The 17,015-nt window shown below is 68.2% G+C and carries 16 protein-coding genes; 10 read left to right on the top strand and 6 right to left on the bottom strand.

The genetic code is table 11. The features are described 5' to 3' along the window. Positions 1–50 precede the first annotated feature (50 nt). Both PQI23_RS06740 and PQI23_RS06745 read left to right on the top strand, forming a co-directional pair. On the top strand, positions 51–1,364 hold the full coding sequence (locus tag PQI23_RS06740) for a molybdopterin molybdotransferase MoeA (RefSeq protein WP_339972818.1): 1,314 nt from the start codon (positions 51–53) through the stop codon (positions 1,362–1,364). Next, positions 1,358–2,287: an NTP transferase domain-containing protein gene (locus PQI23_RS06745; RefSeq protein ID WP_339972820.1), complete on the top strand. Its 930-nt coding sequence runs from the start codon at positions 1,358–1,360 to the stop codon at positions 2,285–2,287. The genes PQI23_RS06740 and PQI23_RS06745 overlap by 7 nt, the downstream gene beginning before the upstream one ends. A 21-nt stretch (positions 2,288–2,308) precedes the next feature. Here the strand turns inward: PQI23_RS06745 and PQI23_RS06750 are convergent, their stop codons facing one another. Then, the gene (locus PQI23_RS06750; protein ID WP_339972822.1) at positions 2,309–3,154 is read right to left on the bottom strand and encodes an inositol monophosphatase family protein; all 846 of its coding nucleotides are present in this window, start codon (positions 3,152–3,154) and stop codon (positions 2,309–2,311) included. Between the two features lie 100 nt (positions 3,155–3,254). Further along, positions 3,255–4,484 carry an ammonium transporter gene (locus tag PQI23_RS06755; protein ID WP_339972824.1) on the bottom strand — a complete coding sequence of 410 codons (1,230 nt, stop codon included), beginning with the start codon at positions 4,482–4,484 and terminating at the stop codon, positions 3,255–3,257. A gap of 258 nt (positions 4,485–4,742) precedes the next feature. Here PQI23_RS06755 and rpsO point away from each other — a divergent pair, with 258 nt between their 5' ends. Next, on the top strand, positions 4,743–5,012 hold the full coding sequence (rpsO, locus tag PQI23_RS06760; protein WP_010156567.1) for a 30S ribosomal protein S15: 270 nt from the start codon (positions 4,743–4,745) through the stop codon (positions 5,010–5,012). A 142-nt stretch (positions 5,013–5,154) separates the two neighbouring features. On the opposite strand, the gene PQI23_RS06765 is transcribed toward rpsO, so the two are convergent. From PQI23_RS06765 to PQI23_RS06775, 3 genes are all read right to left on the bottom strand, one after another. Beyond that, positions 5,155–5,637, bottom strand: a complete 483-nt coding sequence (locus PQI23_RS06765) for a hypothetical protein (RefSeq protein ID WP_339972827.1) — start codon at positions 5,635–5,637, stop codon at positions 5,155–5,157. A gap of 112 nt (positions 5,638–5,749) precedes the next feature. Further along, positions 5,750–7,144 carry an aspartate aminotransferase family protein gene (locus PQI23_RS06770; RefSeq protein ID WP_339972829.1) on the bottom strand — a complete coding sequence of 465 codons (1,395 nt, stop codon included), beginning with the start codon at positions 7,142–7,144 and terminating at the stop codon, positions 5,750–5,752. 2 nt (positions 7,145–7,146) lie between these two features. Then, the gene (locus tag PQI23_RS06775; protein ID WP_010156571.1) at positions 7,147–7,614 is read right to left on the bottom strand and encodes an Lrp/AsnC family transcriptional regulator; all 468 of its coding nucleotides are present in this window, start codon (positions 7,612–7,614) and stop codon (positions 7,147–7,149) included. Between the two features lie 299 nt (positions 7,615–7,913). On the opposite strand from PQI23_RS06775, the gene PQI23_RS06780 reads away from it, so the two are divergent. The 5 genes from PQI23_RS06780 to PQI23_RS06800 all read left to right on the top strand — a co-directional run bounded on the left by PQI23_RS06780 (position 7,914) and on the right by PQI23_RS06800 (position 13,534). Then, complete coding sequence (locus tag PQI23_RS06780; protein ID WP_339972832.1) at positions 7,914–9,116, top strand: ABC transporter substrate-binding protein; 1,203 nt, start codon at positions 7,914–7,916, stop codon at positions 9,114–9,116. Then, positions 9,113–10,300, top strand: coding sequence for an ABC transporter ATP-binding protein (locus tag PQI23_RS06785; RefSeq protein ID WP_445238413.1), 1,188 nt, complete (start codon positions 9,113–9,115; stop codon positions 10,298–10,300). The genes PQI23_RS06780 and PQI23_RS06785 overlap by 4 nt, the downstream gene beginning before the upstream one ends. Before the next feature lie 12 nt (positions 10,301–10,312). Further along, positions 10,313–11,173, top strand: coding sequence for an ABC transporter permease (locus PQI23_RS06790; protein ID WP_339972836.1), 861 nt, complete (start codon positions 10,313–10,315; stop codon positions 11,171–11,173). After that, positions 11,170–11,970 carry an ABC transporter permease gene (locus PQI23_RS06795; RefSeq protein WP_339972838.1) on the top strand — a complete coding sequence of 267 codons (801 nt, stop codon included), beginning with the start codon at positions 11,170–11,172 and terminating at the stop codon, positions 11,968–11,970. Before PQI23_RS06790 ends, PQI23_RS06795 begins: the two co-directional genes overlap by 4 nt. A 151-nt stretch (positions 11,971–12,121) precedes the next feature. Then, complete coding sequence (locus PQI23_RS06800; RefSeq protein WP_339972839.1) at positions 12,122–13,534, top strand: APC family permease; 1,413 nt, start codon at positions 12,122–12,124, stop codon at positions 13,532–13,534. Positions 13,535–13,560: 26 nt separating this feature from the next. On the opposite strand, the gene yczE is transcribed toward PQI23_RS06800, so the two are convergent. Continuing rightward, on the bottom strand, positions 13,561–14,208 hold the full coding sequence (yczE, locus tag PQI23_RS06805) for a membrane protein YczE (RefSeq protein ID WP_339972841.1): 648 nt from the start codon (positions 14,206–14,208) through the stop codon (positions 13,561–13,563). Positions 14,209–14,269: 61 nt separating this feature from the next. Here yczE and yczR point away from each other — a divergent pair, with 61 nt between their 5' ends. Further along, positions 14,270–15,760, top strand: a complete 1,491-nt coding sequence (gene yczR, locus PQI23_RS06810) for a MocR-like transcription factor YczR (protein ID WP_339972843.1) — start codon at positions 14,270–14,272, stop codon at positions 15,758–15,760. Positions 15,761–15,850: 90 nt separating this feature from the next. Continuing rightward, positions 15,851–16,960: a peptide chain release factor 2 gene (prfB, locus tag PQI23_RS06815; RefSeq protein WP_339972844.1), complete on the top strand. Its 1,110-nt coding sequence runs from the start codon at positions 15,851–15,853 to the stop codon at positions 16,958–16,960. Positions 16,961–17,015 lie beyond the last annotated feature (55 nt).

Consider the following 17,015-nt stretch of genomic DNA (forward strand, 5'->3'; position numbering starts at 1 on the left):
CGGGAGCAAGGCGCCGAACCGGCGCACACCGAATTCGGGAGCGTGGTGGCATGGGCACGGGAAGCCGGGGCGGCCCGCGCGCGCAGGGCCCGGATGACGGCTCGAGCAGTGAGCTCCTCCCGGTCGACGAGCACCTGCAGGCGGTGCTCGACTCCGTAACACTCCTGCCCGCCGTGCCGGCCCCGCTCCGGGACGCGACCGGCCTGGTGCTGGCCGCCGACGTCGCCTCCGCGGTCGACCTCCCCCTCTGGGACAACTCGGCCATGGACGGGTACGCGGTGAGGGCGGCCGATACCGCGGCGGCGTCCGCGACGTCCCCCGTGCGACTCCGTATCGTCGGCGAGGTCGCGGCGGGTGACGGGGAGGATCCCGAACTGCCGCCGGGCGCCGCAGTGCGCATCATGACCGGCGCTCCCCTTCCGAGCTCCGCCGACGCCGTGGTCCCCGTCGAGCACACCTCCGCCGATGTCTCCGGGGCTGTCTGGGCCGAGCACCACGTGCTCGTGGAGCGGGCGGCCGAGCCGGGCGCGCACGTGCGCCGGCGCGGCGAGGACGTCTTGGTAGGGGGTATCGTCGCGCAGTCCGGCGATCGTCTGGGGGCTCGACGCGCCGCAGCGATCGCGGCCGCGGGAGTCTCCGCGGTGCTCGTGCGACCGCGCCCGCGCGTCGCGGTGATCGCCACCGGCGCGGAGCTGCGCAGCATCGAAGGCCCGGGCGATGCCGCACTGGAACGGGGCCGGATCCCCGAATCGAACTCGGTGCTCATCGCCGCGCTCCTCGCTGAGGACGGGATCGAGCCCGTGACCGTCGAGGTGTGCGATGACGACGCCGCCGCATTCGCGGAGCGACTGGCTCGGCTGGGCGGCCGGGTCGACGCGGTGATCACCACCGGAGGGGTCGGGCCCGGCGTGCACGACGTCGTGAGGATCGCGCTCGCCGCCGAGCCGGGAGTGCGGGCCGTGCGAGTCGCCGTGAAGCCCGGGCAGCCGCAGTGCTTCGGCCGGCTGCGTGGAGGCGCGCTGATCTTCGCGCTCCCGGGCAACCCCGTCAGCGCCGCCGTCAGCTACGAGCTCTTCGTGCGACCCGCGCTCCTGCGCATGCAGGGCGCCTCGCGCCTGCATCGGCCGAGCACGCCGGCTACCGCCGACTCGGGGTGGCGCGGCCGTGCCGACCGCACGCAGGTCCTTCCCGTTCGGGTGCGCACCACCTCCGACGGGCTCCGATGCGCGCCAGCAGTGGACGCGCGCGGCTACTCGCACGCCGTCGGCGGGCACGGCGCTGCGGACGGGTACGCGATCGTCGAGCCGGGCCGCGGCGACGTCGCCGCGGGGGAGACGGTCGAGACCGTCGTCGTCGCATGGTGAGCGGATCGGCCCGCCTCGGGGCCATCATCGTCGCGGGAGGTCGCGGCTCGCGGCTCGGCGGCGTCGATAAGGCCGCGCTCCGACTCGCGGGGGTGCCGCTCGTCGAGCGCGTGGTCGCCGCAGTGCAGCGCGCCGGTGCCGCGCACCCCGTGGTGGTCGGCCCCACTCGCGGAGCGCCCGACGGGTGCGTTGCGGTGCGCGAGCAGCCGCCGTACTCCGGCCCTCTGGCCGCGCTCGCGGCGGGCCTCGCCGTGCCGAACCACGAGGTCGACGAGGTACTGGTGCTCGCCTGCGACCTCGTTCGGCCGCATGAACTCGTCGCGCGCCTGTGCGCGAGCCCGCTCGCTGCTGCGGAGGACGGCGTGCTGCTGCGCGACCCCGACGGGCGCGCGCAGTGGCTCGCCGGGCGCTACCGGGTGTCGGCTCTGCGCAGCGCCCTTGCGGGCCTCGAGGGGGCGGTTGCCGATCAGCCGCTGCGCCGCGTCATGGGCGCGCTCCGGCTGCGATGGCTCGACGCCGACGCGGAGACGGTGGCCGACATCGACACGCCGGAGGACCTCGCCCGGGCGCGCCTCGCCGAGACGTCCGAGATCCCGAGCACCATCCCACCCGCCGCCCGAACTCGTGGAGGACGCATGTCGCAATCGAACCATCTCCCGCCGGAAGCGCTCGACGCCTGGCTCGCCGCCGCCGCAGCGGAGCTCGACGTCGCGGCGGACGCCGTGCACATCGGCACCGTGCTCGATGTGGCGCGCGACGTCGCGCATGACGTCGCGCGGCCGGCGGCGCCCCTCTCGACGTTCCTGCTCGGCGTGGCCTTCGGTCGGGAGGGGGCTGCTGATCCTGCACGATTGCAGGCGCTCGCCGAGCAGCTCACCGCCCGTGCCGCCGCGTGGAAGGCCGCTCGCGCCGAGTCGGAATGACGCGACGGCGCGGCGCTCCGTCTACCGCCCGAGTGCGAGCGAGCGCAGCTCCTCGACGAGACCGGGGGCTCCGACCACCATGAACGATTCGCCCGGGGGCGTCGCCGCGTCCCGCCCGATGAGGGTCGCTCCCGCCTCGCTCGCGATGAGCACGCCGGCGGCGTAGTCCCAGGGCTGCAGGCCCTCCTCGTAGTACGCATCGAGCCGGCCGGCGGCGAGCATGCAGAGATCGTATGCGGCGGACCCGTTGCGACGGATGTCCCGTGCCCGGGGGATCACGCGCGCCACCATCTCGGCCTGCCTGGTGCGGCGCTCGGCGGTATACCCGAATCCGGTGGCCACGAGAGATACCGAGAGGTCCTCCTGCCCGGTGATGCGGATCGGCTCGCCGTTGCGGTATGCGCCGCCGCCCTGCCAGGCGACGAAGAGCTCATCGGTGCGCGGGTTGCACACCGCACCGGCGATCGCGCGTCGGCCGTCGCCGTACACCGTCGCGTCGGCGACGGTCGCCGCGATGCTCACCGCATAAGCGGGAAGGTCGTAGAGATAGTTGACGGTGCCGTCGATCGGATCGATGACCCAGGTGATGCCGCTCGACCCCGCGATACCGGTGCCCTCCTCGCCGAGGATGCCGTCGTCGGGCCGCACCTCTTGAATCTCGGAGACGATGAGGCGCTCCGACTCCTGATCGGCCGCGGTCACCACATCCGTCGCGCTCGACTTGCTCGCCGCCACGGAGACCCCCTGCGCGCGCAACTCGAGGATGCGCGCTGCGGCCCGCTCGGCGATCCGCGCCGCGATCTCGGCGAGCCCCTTCGCGTCGTGGACGGGGGAGGGGGCGGCAGCGGCTGCGGAGGAATCGGTCATGGCGTCGAGCCTAGCCGAGGGGCGGGCGCACGACTGGCCCCCGGGCAGCAGAACGGGGCCCGAGCGTCATCGACCGGGCCCCGCGTTCTGAGGAGATGGATCAGCGCGTCGGCGCCGTCACCACCTCGGGGGAGGCGTACGCGTACGCCTCTTCGCCGTGCGCGGCGAAGTCGATGCCGGCCTCCTCGACCTGCTGCGGCACGCGCAGCCCGGTGACGAGCTTCACGCCGAGCGCGATGACCAGGGAGACCACGAAGGAGTACACCATCACCGCGACCACCGAGATCGCCTGCACGAGCAGCAGCCCGGCGTCGCCCCCGGTGAAGAGGCCGTCGTCGAAGGCGAAGAAGCCGAGGTAGAGCGAGCCGATCACGCCGGCGACCAGGTGCAGGCCCACCACGTCGAGCGAGTCGTCGTACCCGAGACGGTACTTCCACTCGATCGCGAGGGCGCAGGCCATGCCGGCGATGACGCCGAGCAGCAGTGCCCATACGGGGGAGAGGCTCGCGGCGGCCGGAGTGATGGCGACGAGGCCGCCGACGGCGCCCGAGGCCGCGCCGATCACACCGGGCTTCTTGCCGCGCATCACATCGACCAGGATCCAGCCGATGATACCGGCCGCGGGTGCCGCCAGCGTGTTGACCAGGATCAGGCCGGCCTCACCGGTCTCGGTCGCCAGCCCTCCGTTGAAGCCGATCCATCCGAACCAGAGCAGAGCGGCGCCGATCGTGACGAGCGGGATGCTGTGGGGCTGGTGGGAGCCCTTGCCGAACCCGATGCGCTTGCCCGCCACCAGCGCGAGCGCCAGAGCTGCGGCGCCCGCATTGATGTGGATCACCGTGCCGCCGGCGAGGTCGATGACATCGGGCAGACCGAGCGTGCTGCCGAGATTCTGGATCCAGCCGCCGCCCCACACCCACGCGGCCACCGGGAAGTACACGAGTGTGGCCCACACCCCCGAGAACAGCACCCACGAGCCCAAGCCGACGCGGTCGGCGATGGCGCCGGAGATCAGCGCCGTCGTGATCATCGCGAAGACGGCGCCGAAGCCGACGCTGATGAAGCTCGCCGGATCCGTGTTGATGAGGCCGAAGTCCTTGAACGGGCTGCCGGCGAAGCCGCCCTCCCCTTCGGCGAAGTAGTTCATGCTGTAGCCGAAGAGGATCCACAGTACGCCGACGACGCCCATCGCGCTGACGCTGAAGAGCATCATGTTCACGACCGAGCGCACCCGAACGAGCCCGCCGTAGAAGAGGGCGAGCCCGGGGGTCATGATCAGAACGAGTGCCGCGCTCGTCAGCGTCCACACATCTGAAGGAGTGAGTTCCATGCTGGTGCCTTTCTCTCGAGCGGGCCATGTCCGCCACAGTGGGACCAGTGTGCGCCGCCGCTGTTTCGCGACCGTCTCGCCGCCGTTTCGATGTCATACCGGGTGTGTTTCGTTCCGATGACGCTCGTCGCCGGCGCTCGCGGTGTGCGCGAGCCGGATCGGTGCTAAGCTATGCAGGTTGCCGTTCGAACGGCCGCGGATAAAGAGAGCCCCAGCATCCCGCTGACGGCGCCGCGCAGCAAGAGGAAGGGGATCCCTATGGCACTTGAAGCAGATGTCAAGAAGGCGATCATCGAAGAGTACGCGACGAAGCCCGGTGACACCGGTTCCCCTGAGGTTCAGGTCGCCATGCTCAGCCGTCGTATTAAGGACCTGACCGAGCACCTCAAGGAGCACAAGCACGACCACCACTCGCGTCGTGGCCTCCTGCTGCTCGTCGGCCAGCGCCGTCGTCTCCTGGGGTACCTCCAGAACGTCGACATCGAGCGCTACCGTTCGCTCATCGAGCGCATCGGTCTCCGCCGCTAAGTCTCGGGTCCTCCGGCGATCGCCGGAAGCACCATCTGCGAAGCGCCCGTCACCTCACGGTGGCGGGCGCTTCTGCGTTGTGCCGCGGCGGGCTCCTGGGCGGGGCGGGGCTGCAGGGCGGGGTGGGCGCCGGCGGGTGCCGTCAGTAGATTCCCGTGCTGAGGAGCAACCCGCCGATCCAGGAGAACAGGTGCGAGACGAGTCCGATCGCCACCGCCACGGCTGCGCCGATCGCGGCCCAGCGCCAACGGGTGAACCGACGTACGACGAGCCCCACGACCGCGAGTGCGCCCGCGACGAGCAGCAGCAGGAGGTTCGCTCCTGCGATCACCGCGGACAGCGCGGAGAAGGAGCCCGTGGTCGATACTGCCCGATACAGCACGGGTGTCAACAGCGGAATGAACGTGGTGAGGAGCAGAACGGCGAGGGCGAGGATGCCCGGAACGTTGAGGCTCCCGCTCGCGCCGCGCGTCGGCTGCTCCACGACCTGCGGTTGGTGGTACGCGCCCGGCTGAGCGTATTGCGGCTGCGAATACTGCTGCTGCGGATACTGCGGCTGCGCGTACTGCGGCTGCTGCTGCGATTGCGGTGATTGCATCGGCTGCTGGGGCTCGGAGCTGCTCATAGCTCGAAGCATATCCTCGTCGGGCCGGATCCGCCGACCCCGAGAGGTGTGCAGAAACGGGTGTGGCCCCCTCGCCGAGGCGAGAGGGCCACACCCGTTGCAGGAACGCGCCTCAGATCTTCGAGGACGCATCCTTGAGCACGCTGCGGAGGATGCCGCCGATCTCGGCGAACTCCGACGGGCCGATGGTCAGCGGCGGAGCGAGCTGGATGACGGGGTCCCCACGGTCGTCGGCGCGGCAGTAGAGGCCGGCCTCCCACAGTGCGGGGGAGAGGTAGTCGCGGAGCAGGCGATCCGACTCCTCCTCGTTGAAGGTCTCCTTGGTGGCCTTGTCCTTCACCAGCTCGATGCCGAAGAAGTAGCCCTCGCCGCGCACGTCGCCGACGATGTCGATGTCGAGCAGCTTCTCGAGCTCGGCGCGGAACAGCGGGCTGTTCTCGCGGACGCGGCCGTTGAGATCCTCTTCCTCGAAGATGTTGAAGTTCTCGAGGGCCGCGGCTGCCGCCGCCGGGTGACCGGCAAAGGTGAAGCCGTGGTAGAAGGTGTTATCGGTCGAGTTGAACGGCTCCGACACCTTGTCCGAGACGATCATGGCGCCCAGCGGCACGTAGCCGGAGGTGATGCCCTTCGCCGAGGTGATGATGTCGGGCTCGTAGCCGAGCGCCTTCGACGCGAAGAAGTCGCCGATGCGGCCGTACGCGCAGATGACCTCGTCGGAGACGAGCAGCACGTCGTACTGATCGCAGATCTCGCGTACGCGCTTGAAGTAGCCGGGGGGCGGGGGGAAGCAGCCGCCCGAGTTCTGCACCGGCTCGAGGAACACGGCTGCAACGGTGTCGGGGCCCTCGAAGAGGATCGCCTCTTCGATGCGGTTCGCGGCCCACTGGCCGAAGGCCTCGAGGTCGTCGGAGGGGGCGCCCATCTCGTCGGCGCGGTAGAAGTTCGTGTTCGGCACGCGGTGACCGCCCGGGGTCAGCGGCTCGTAGAACTTCTTCATGTCGGGGATGCCGGTGATGGCCAGCGCGCCCTGCGGGGTGCCGTGGTAGGCGACCGAGCGCGAGATGACCTTGTGCTTCATCGGCTGGCCCTTGATCTTCCAGAAGTGCTTCGCCAGCTTGAACGCCGACTCCACAGCCTCGCCACCGCCGGTGGTGAAGAAGACCTTGTTCATCTCGCCGGGCGCGTAGCTCGCGAGACGCTCGGAGAGCTCGATCGCCGCCGGGTGGCCGTACGACCAGATCGGCATGAAGTCGAGCTGCTGCATCTGCTTGGCGGCGGCCTGCACGATGCGCTCGCGACCGTGGCCGGCGTTGACCACGAAGAGACCCGCGAGGCCGTCGATGTACTGCTTGCCGTTGGAGTCGTAGATGTGGTGGCCCTCGGCGCGTGTGATGACGGGAATGCCGTCGTTGAGCACCTTGCGGTTGGTGAAGTGCGGCCACATGTGCTTCTTGGCCGAGGCCTGGAGCGCGGCAGTGTCTACCGCTGCAGTGGGATCGTAAGACATGGTTATCGTGTTCCCCAGTCGTATTTCTGTTTGGTGAGTTGGAGGTAGACGAAGGATTCGGTCGATGCAACGCCTTCGATCTTGCGGATCTGTTCGTTGAGCAACTCGATCAACCCGTCGTCGTCCTCGCAGACGACCTCGGCGAGGATGTCGTAGGAGCCCGCGCTGAGCACAACGTAACTGATCTCCGACATCTCAGCGAGGCGATCGGCGACGACCCTGGTGTCGCCGGAAACGCGGATGCCGAGCATGGCCTGGCGGGTGAAGCCCAGGCGCATCGGGTCGGTCACGGCAACGATCTGCATGACGCCGGCATCCGTGAGCTTCTGCACGCGCTGGCGCACGGCGGCCTCGCTGAGGCCCACCGCTTTTCCGATCTCCGCGTACGATCGACGTCCATCGCGCTGAAGCTGCTCGATGATCGCTTTCGACGTGGGATCGAGCGCTGGCGCATTGCGTTTGCTGCTCACGCTTCTGATTCTTGCAGTCGAATCCCGAAAACGCAAAGGAATCCGAAGAAGACGGATCGTGATTCAGCGTATTTCCACGTTCTCACGCATTTCCGGAGAGCCGCGACGATGCCGGCGCCGGCCGCTGAGCACGCGCGTCGAGCGGCGAGGTCACCGAACGGTAACCGTTCGATGACGAAACCGGTTCGCTCCGGCGCATCTCTTGGCAGGGCGTGGAGGTCTGTGCCATATTCGAGGCACCCCTGGCACTGCCGCTGGAACGGCGGTGCCGTCGTAATGAGAATCAAAGGAGATATCTCATGGTGTTTTGCCAGCCAGAAGATCCGATCGTCCGCGACATCGTCAGGATGATCAGAGGCAAGCAGCTCGACCGTCGTCAGTTCCTGCGCGGTGCCGCGGCCGGTGCCGCCGGTCTCGGCGCGCTCGGTCTGAGCGCGTGCTCGGGCGGCGGAGGTGGTGGTGGCGGTGACGGAGTGATCTGGGGCAACTGGACCTACTACCTCGACTACGACGACGCGAGCGGCACGTATCCGTCGCTCGAGACCTTCCGGGAGCAAGCCGGATACGAGGTCCAGTACGTCGAGGACATCGATGACAACAACACGTTCTACGGCAAGATCAAGGATCAGCTGCAGCTCGGCGACCACACCGGTTACGACACGATCACGATGACGGACTGGATGAATGGGCGCCTCATCACCGCCAATCAGGTGCAGGAGTTCGATTACGACAACCTGCCGAACGTGACGGCGAACCTCGTCGACGCGCAGTGGGACGCACTCGATGTCGATCCGGGTCGCAAGTTCTCGATCCCGTGGCAGCTCCCCGCGACCGCGTGGGTGTGGAACACGGAGGCGGTGCCGAACGGCATCAAGACCCTCGACGACTTCCTCGATCCGAAGCTCAAGGGCAAAGTGGTGGTGCTCAGCGAGATGCGCGACACCGCCGGTCTGATCCTCGCCGGGCTGGGGCACGATCCCGGTGGCGAGTGGGGCGATACCGAGTTCGACGCCGCGATGGCGTGGCTCGACGATGCGCTGCAGAGCGGGCAGATCGGCAACGTGAAGGGCAACAGCTATACGCAGGATCTGATCACGGGCGACGCGCTGGCGGCGATGGCGTGGTCGGGCGACGTCATCATGCTGAACGCCGAGAACGACAACCAGTGGACCCTCGAGATTCCGGAATCGGGCGGCATGATCGCAGCCGACTCGTTCACCGTGCCGAACGGCACGACGCCCGAGGCGAAGGCCCGCGTCGAGGAGCTCATCAACTTCTACTACGACCCGGAGATCATGGCCCAGGTCGCCGATTACGTCACCTATGTGCCTCCGGTGAAGGGGACGCAGGAGGCGATGCGGCAGGTGAACCCCGACAACGCCGACAACCCGCTCATCTTCCCGACCGAGCAGGATTGGGAGCACCTCCGCCCGTTCCGCACCCTGACCGCTGAAGAGGACAAGAAGTACTCGACCCAGTTCCAGAACGTGCTGGGGCTCTGAGCGTGGGCGGGCAGAGTACGTTCGCCGAGGCGGGGGCGGATCTCCGGCTCGAGGGGATCCAGAAGCGCTTTCCCGGATTCACCGCGATCGAGCACCTCGACCTGACGATCCCGGCGGGCTCCTTCTTCGCGCTGCTCGGGCCATCGGGCTGCGGCAAGACGACGACGCTGCGTCTCGTCGCGGGTCTCGAGGATGCCACGTCCGGGCGCATTCTCATCGGCGGCGAGGACGTGACCTCGCTGACGCCGCATCGTCGCCCCGTGAACACGGTCTTCCAGTCCTACGCGCTGTTTCCGCACATGTCGGTGCTCGAGAACGTGGCGTTCGGCCTCCGACGTCGGCGCATCTCCGATGCCAACGGGAAAGCGCACGAGGCGCTGCGGCTGGTCGAGCTCGATCACGTCGCAGACCGGAAGCCGGCGCAGCTCTCGGGCGGTCAGCAGCAGCGCGTGGCGCTGGCGCGGGCGGTGGTGAACCGACCGGCGCTGCTCCTGCTCGACGAGCCGCTCGGAGCGCTGGATCTGAAGCTGCGACGTCAGATGCAGCAGGAGCTCAAGCAGATTCAGCAGGAGGTCGGCTTGACGTTCCTCCACGTCACCCACGACCAGGAGGAGGCCATGACGATGGCCGACACGGTCGCGGTCATGAATCGGGGGAGGATCGAGCAGATGGGTGCGCCCGAGGACCTGTACGAGCTGCCGCGCACCGTCTTCGTCGCGAACTTCCTCGGGCAGTCGAATCTGTTCTCCGTCGACGTGGTCGGTTCGACGGATCAGGTGCTGCACGCGGACTTCCTCGGTGCGCGGCTCTCGGTGCTCCGCACCCGCAGTGAGCGCGACAGCGGTCGGATCACGCTCGGCGTGCGGCCCGAGAAGCTCACACTCACCCATTCGGAGCCGTCTCCGGAGGCGCAGATCAACGCTCTCGGCCCGGGTCGCGTGACGGACGTGTCCTTCATCGGCGTGAGTACTCAGTACACCGTCGCCGTGCCCGGGGCGGGCGACGTGCAGGTGTTCGCCCAGAACGTTCAGGCGGGGCCCACCGCTGCGCTCGGTGATGAGGTCTGGCTGAGCTGGCGCGTCGACCACACCTTCGGCCTCGCGGACGATCCGCTCGACAGCGGCAGACGCGACTCCGAACTGTCGACGCGAGCGATCGCGTCCCAGGCCGCGCTCGCGGAGTAGGGGGAATCGATCGTGGCTTTCACCGCATTCTCCGCGGGTGCGAAGCAGGTGGAGCAGGCGCCGAAGAAGCGAGGGTGGGTGGCGCTGGTGCTGCTCGCGCCGGGTATCGCGTACATGCTGCTGTTCTTCGTCGCTCCGTTCATCCAGCTCGCGCTCACCTCGCTGCAGGCTCCCGCCGACACGGGAGGCATCGGTCAGTACGTGGCCGCCGCTCAGTTCTCGAACTACTGGGCAGCGCTGCAGGAGTACTGGCCGCATCTCGTGCGCTCGTTCGTGTACGCGATCACCGCGACGATCATCGGGCTGCTGATCAGCTATCCGCTTGCATACCTGATCGGCGTCAAGGTGCGCTCGCGGCCGATGCTGCAGGGCATTCTGCTGATCCTCGTCGTCGCGCCCTTCTTCATCAGCTTCCTGCTCCGCACGCTCGCGTGGAAGGCGATCCTTCCGAGCGAGCTCGTGGGCACGCACTTCTCCGTGATCTTCGGGCTCGTCTACAACTTCATCCCGTTCATGGTGCTGCCGATGTTCGCATCGTTGCAGGCGCTGGATCTCAGGCTGCTCGAGGCGGGTGCCGACCTGTACGCCTCGCCGCTCACGACCTTCCGGAGGATCACGCTGCCGCTCTCCATGCCGGGAATCGTGTCGGGCACGCTGCTCAGCTTCATCCCGATGTCGGGCGACTACGTGAACGCCTCGCGCGAGTTCCTGGGCGGAACGTCGACGACCATGATCGGCAACGTGATCGAGTCGAACTTCCTCCAGACGCAGAACTATCCGATGGCCGCTTCGCTCTCCATCATGCTGATGATCGTCATTCTCGTGTTCGTCGCCACATACGTGCGCAAGAGCGGTGTGGAGGATCTGCTGTGAAACAGTTCAGCCTCGGTAAGGCGTTCGTGCCAGTGGTGAGCGCGATCGTGCTCATCTATCTGCTGCTGCCGATTCTGCACGTCATCGTGTTCTCCTTCAACGAATCGGGCCGCAACAACATCCTGTGGCGAGGGTTCACGCTGCGGAACTGGGAGAACCCGTGCGGCGCCCCGCAGGTGTGCACCGCGTTCGGCAACAGCATCCTCGTCGGCGTGGTCGCCACGGTGATCGCCACGACGCTCGGCACGCTCATCGCCATCGCGCTCGTGCGGTACCGGTTCAGAGCGAGGTCGACCGTCAGCCTGCTGCTCTTCACCCCGATGGCGACGCCCGAAGTGGTGCTGGGCGCCGGCCTCGCGGCGCAGTTCCTGCTCGCCGGCGTGGAGAAGGGCATCGGAACGATCATCCTGGCGCACACGATGTTCTGCATCTCGTACGTCGTCGTCGCGGTGAAAGCCCGCGTCGCGAGCCTCGACCCGGCGATCGAGGAGGCGGGGCGCGATCTGTACGCCTCCCCGATGCAGGTGTTCTGGCGCGTCACACTGCCGATGCTGGCTCCCGGCATCCTCGGTGCGGCGCTGCTGAGCTTCGCCCTCTCCTTCGACGACTTCATCATCACGAACTTCAATTCGGGTACAGCGACGACGTTCCCGAAGTTCATCTACGTGTCGGCGCTCAAGGGCGTCCCGGCGCAGGCGAACGTGCTCGCATCGATCGTGTTCGTCGCGGCACTGCTGCTCGTGATCGTCGTGCAGATGGTGAACATCTCCAAGCGGAAGCGGCTCGCCCGGGCCTGATCGCGAGCCGAGCGCGCGATTCGCGCGCTCGGCTTGCGCCCGGGCGCCGCGCGGGTGCAAGATGTGTGCTTGGCGAATTCCTCGTCGCCGCAACAGGGCTGCCGAGCGGATTCAGATCGTGCGACGCAGCTGCGTTCTTGAAGGAGAGAACATGTCCGCTCTGTCTGCACCGGCCTCGTCGAACGGTGCTCGTCTCAAGCGCAGCCTCGGGCTGTGGGCCATCGTCGGCCTCGGCCTCGGCTACATGACCCCGACCGTCGTCTTCGACACGTTCGGTCTGGTCGCGCGCGATACGAACAACGTCGTGCCGCTCGCGTACGCGGTGGCGCTCGTCGTCATGATCTTCACCGCGATCAGCTACGGCAAGATCGCGGGAGCGATTCCCAGCGCCGGTTCCGCGTACACCTACGCGCGCGAGTCGATGCACCCGAACGTCGGGTTCCTGGTCGGGTGGACGGCGCTGATCGACTACATGCTGCTCCCGATGGTGAACTGCCTCATCGTGCGCAGCTACCTCGAGGCGTTCTTCCCGGGGATCCCGGGCGTCGTCTGGGTCGTCGTCTACGTGCTGTTCGTCACGACCGTCATCTACATCACGATGCGCGGCACCTCGAACGTCAACATGCTGCTGCTCGTCTTCTCGATCGTCGTGATGGCGATCTTCGTCTTCATGGTCGTTCTGCAGCTCTCGGGCGGCGCCGGCGAGAACGGCGTCGTGACGATGAAGCCCTTCTTCCACAGCGGTGTCGAGTTCGGCGCGGTGCTCGCCGGCGCGACCATCGTCTGCTTCTCCTTCATCGGCTTCGACGCGGTCACCATGTACGCCGAGGAGGCCAAGACGCCGAAGATCATGCCGAAGGCGATTCTGCTCACCGTCGTGATCGGCGGCGCGATCTTCCTCGTCGCGAGCTACTTCACGCAGCAGCGGTTCCCCGACTGGAACGAGTTCGCTCCGGGTGGCGACATGCAGTACGTCGAGGACAGCACGCTGCCGATCATCGGCGATCTCGTCGGCGGAACGGTGCTCTCGGCGGTGCTCACCGCTGCGGGCTTCGCGGCGAGCCTCGCCTCGGGGCTCGCGTCGCATGCCTCGGTGTCGCGCATGCTGCTGGTGATGGGCCGCAACAACGTGCTGCCCCAGAAGACCTTCGGGTACGTGAATCCCCGCACGCATACGCCGACCTTCAACATCGTGCTCACGGGTGCGATCTCCCTGCTCGCGATCGCCTTCACGCTCGAGATGATCGCCGCGTACATCAACTACGGCGCGCTGATCGCGTTCACCTTCGTGAACCTGTCGGTGATCGCGTGGTTCGCCATCCGCAAGGGGCGGAGGCGCACGCCGAAGGACATCTTCAATTACATCGTCATGCCGGTGCTCGGAACACTGCTCACCGGATTGCTCTGGGTGAATCTGGATGGCCATGCGCTGCTCGGCGGCCTGATCTGGAGCGGACTGGGCTTCCTGTATCTGCTCGTGATCACCCGGGGATTCCGGAAGAAGGTGGCGTCGTTCGACGAGAGCCAGCCCGTCACCGGGTTCAACAAGGTCTCCGCCGACTGAGGCTTCAGCGGCGACAGCCCGTCGCGTCAGGTCCGGAGCGGATGCTCCTCGGCCGGCGCGGCGGGCTTCGTCGTTCGAGCGCCCGCTCCATCGGGCCGGATCGCGCGGCCGGCGAATAGCGGCAGCGTGATCGAGCAGAGGGGGCCGATCAGCACGGCGAAGACCACGGTCCCGACGCCGACGTCGCCGCCGAGCCACCAGCCGATCAGCAGCACGGTCGCCTCGACGGAGGTGCGGCCGACCCAGATCGGCGTGCCGAATCGCAGGTGGATGCCCGTCATCAGCCCGTCCCGCGGGCCGGGCCCGAGATTCGCGCCGATGTAGATGCCGCTCGCGACGGCGAGCAGGAGCAGGCCGACCGCGAAGAAGGCGATCCGCAACCACACCGAGTCAGGGGTCGGCAGCACCCACAGGCCCAGCTCGATGCCCGGGCCGACGAGAAGAATGTTGAGCAGTGTTCCGACGCCCGGCTTCTGGCGAAGCGGCCACCAGAGCAGCAGCACGAGCACCCCGATGAGGTTGGTGAGGATGCCGATGCCGAGCCCGGTCTGGTGGGAGAGCCCCTGGGCGAAGACCGTCCAGGGATCCACTCCGAGGGCGGCCTCGATCATGAAGGCGTCGGCGATGCCGTAGAGCAGCAGGCCGGGAATGAGGCGGGCGAGGCGTCGAGTCACGGCATCAGTCCACCCCGGATTGGCCTTGTACTCAAGAGGCCACTTCGCATACGGTGGCCGCATGCCGGAGATGAGGACTGCTCAGCGCCTGAGTGCGCGCCGCCTAGCCGACCTGCTCGGGCGCTGGCGCGGAGCGGGTCACGGCTACCGCGAACTCGCGGAGAGCGTGTCACTGCTCGTGCGCGACGGACGGATCGTTCCCGGCATGTCGTTGCCGGCCGAACGCCCCCTCTCGGAGACCCTGGGCGTCAGTCGAACGACGGTGGCCGCCGCGTATCAGCGGCTGCGCGAGTCGGGAGTGGTGCACTCCCGTCGCGGCTCGGGCACCGTCGTACGGGGTTCCGGGTCGACGCGCGAGGGTCTCTGGTCGGGTGCGATCAGCGGCATCGACCTGTCGAGCGCGTGCCCGGAGCCGTGGAGCGGGCTCGCCGCGCTCAACGCTCGGGCGGCCGCTGAGCACGCCGGCGCGTTCAAGCTCATCGGCTACGACACGCTCGGGCTCCCCGAGCTGCGCGCAGCGATCGCCGAGCGCTACTCGGCCCGCGGGCTCCCCACGAGTCCCGAGCAGATCATGGTGACGCTCGGGGCGCAGCACGCGATCTTCCTGATCGCCCGTACTCTGCTCCGGCGCGGCGACCGCAGTCTGATCGAGTCGCCCAGCTACCCGCACGCGCGAGAGGCGCTCGCCTCCACGGGCGCGCTGGTGGCCGAGCTCCCGGTGAGCGCGGGGAGTGCGGCGGGTGCCGGCAGTGCCCAGGAGGACGGCGGCTACGACGCCTCGGGCCTGCTGGAGATCGCGGAGCGCACGACCCCCAAACTCGCGTACCTGATTCCGGATCATCACAATCCGACCGGTCTGCGGATGCCCGACGGGCTGAAGTCGAGTCTGATCACCGCGCTGGCGGGAGCGGGTGCCTACGTGATCGCGGACGAGACGACCGCGGAGCTCTCGCTGGGGGAATCGGCTCGGATCACACCGTTCGCGGCGCATGCCGAGCAGCGGCATCACCAGGATGCGATCCTCACCGTCGGATCCCTGGGGAAGACGGTGTGGGGCGGTCTGCGGGTGGGATGGATTCGCGCCGCCCCCGAACTCATCGGCCGGCTGGAGGCCGCCCGACGCATCGGCGATCTCGGCACGGGCACCTGGGAGCAGGTGCTCGCGCTGCACGCGCTGAATCAGTACGACGACATCCTCGCCGAGCGCGCCCAGCAGCTGACGGCTCGCCATCGAGTGCTCGTCGCCGGCCTCGCCGAGCGCCTTCCCGAATGGCGGCCGTCGAGTGCCGTCGGCGGCGTCTGCATCTGGGTCGACATCGGCGAGCGCGTGAGCTCCCGGCTGAGTCGGGCAGCGGCGGAGCTCGACCTGCATCTGCCGCCGGGCCCCCGTTTCGGCAGCCCCGGAACATTCGAGCGGTACGTGCGCTTGCCGTTCTCGGCTCCCGAGGCGACGCTCGCAGAGGCCGTGCGACGCCTGGACCAGGCATGGCGCAGTACGACCGTCGGCGCGGGAGGCACGGCCGCGCCGGTACTCACCGGCGCCGTGATCTGACGCACGGACGCCTTCGGACGATCGGCGGATACGGGCCGCGAGGGCTCGTGAGCAACGGTGAACGCGATCCGGCGAGTAAGCTTGAGCACCATGCTCGACCTCGACTTCTCCGCACGCATCCGCGAACTCCGCTCGACGTACGCCGACATCGCCGCGGTGCTGGATCTGCCCAAGCTCGATCGGGAGATCGCCGAGCTCGAGGAGCAGGCCGCAGCCCCCGACCTGTGGGACGATCCCGCCGCCGCGCAGAAGGTGACGAGCGGCCTGTCGCATCGACAGGCCCGGGTGAAGCGCGTCCGCAGCGTCGAGCAGCGCCTCGACGATCTCGAGGTGCTCATCGAGCTCGCGGAGGAGGCCGATGACGCCGAATCGGCGGAGGAAGCCGCAGCCGAGCTGACCGCGCTCGAGAAGGTCATCCAGGATCTCGAGGTGCAGACGATGCTCTCGGGGGAGTACGACGAGCGTGCGGCCGTCGTCACCATCCGCTCGGGTGCGGGCGGAGACGACGCCACGGACTTCGCCGAGATGCTGATGCGCATGTACCTGCGCTGGGCCGAGCAGCATGACTACCCGACGAAGGTGCTCGACACCTCGTACGCCGAGGGTGCAGGCATCAAGTCGGCGACGTTCGAGATCGACGCGCCGTACGCCTTCGGCACCATCTCGGTCGAGGCCGGCACTCATCGCCTCGCCCGCATCAGCCCGTTCGGCTCGGCCGACAAGCGCCAGACCAGTTTCGCCGGCGTCGAGGTCATCCCGCTGCTCGAGGAGGCGACCGAGGTGGAGGTGCCCGAGACCGATATCCGCGTCGACGTCTACCGCTCCTCGGGGCCCGGCGGTCAGTCCGTGAACACGACCGACTCGGCGGTGCGCATCACCCACATCCCCTCGGGCATCGTCGTGTCGATGCAGAACGAGAAGTCTCAGATCCAGAACCGGGCCGCGGCCATGCGCGTGCTCCAGACACGCCTGCTGCTGCTGCAGCGCGAGCAGGAGGCCGCGAAGAAGAAGGAGCTCGCCGGCAGCGTCACCGCGAGCTGGGGCGATCAGATTCGCTCCTACTTCCTGTACGGTCAGCAGCTCGTGAAGGATCTCCGCACCGGCCACGAGTCCTCGCAGCCGGAGGCGGTCTTCAACGGCGACTTGGACGGGTTCATCGCCGCCGGGATCCGGTGGCGCTCGCTGGCGAAGAACGACTGAGCGCTCGACTGGGAGTTCACCGGAAGCAGTCCGGATCCAGCGCGCCTCAGCAACG

Source organism: Leucobacter sp. USCH14 (genome assembly GCF_037619215.1).
Classification (GTDB): Bacteria; Actinomycetota; Actinomycetes; order Actinomycetales; family Microbacteriaceae; genus Leucobacter.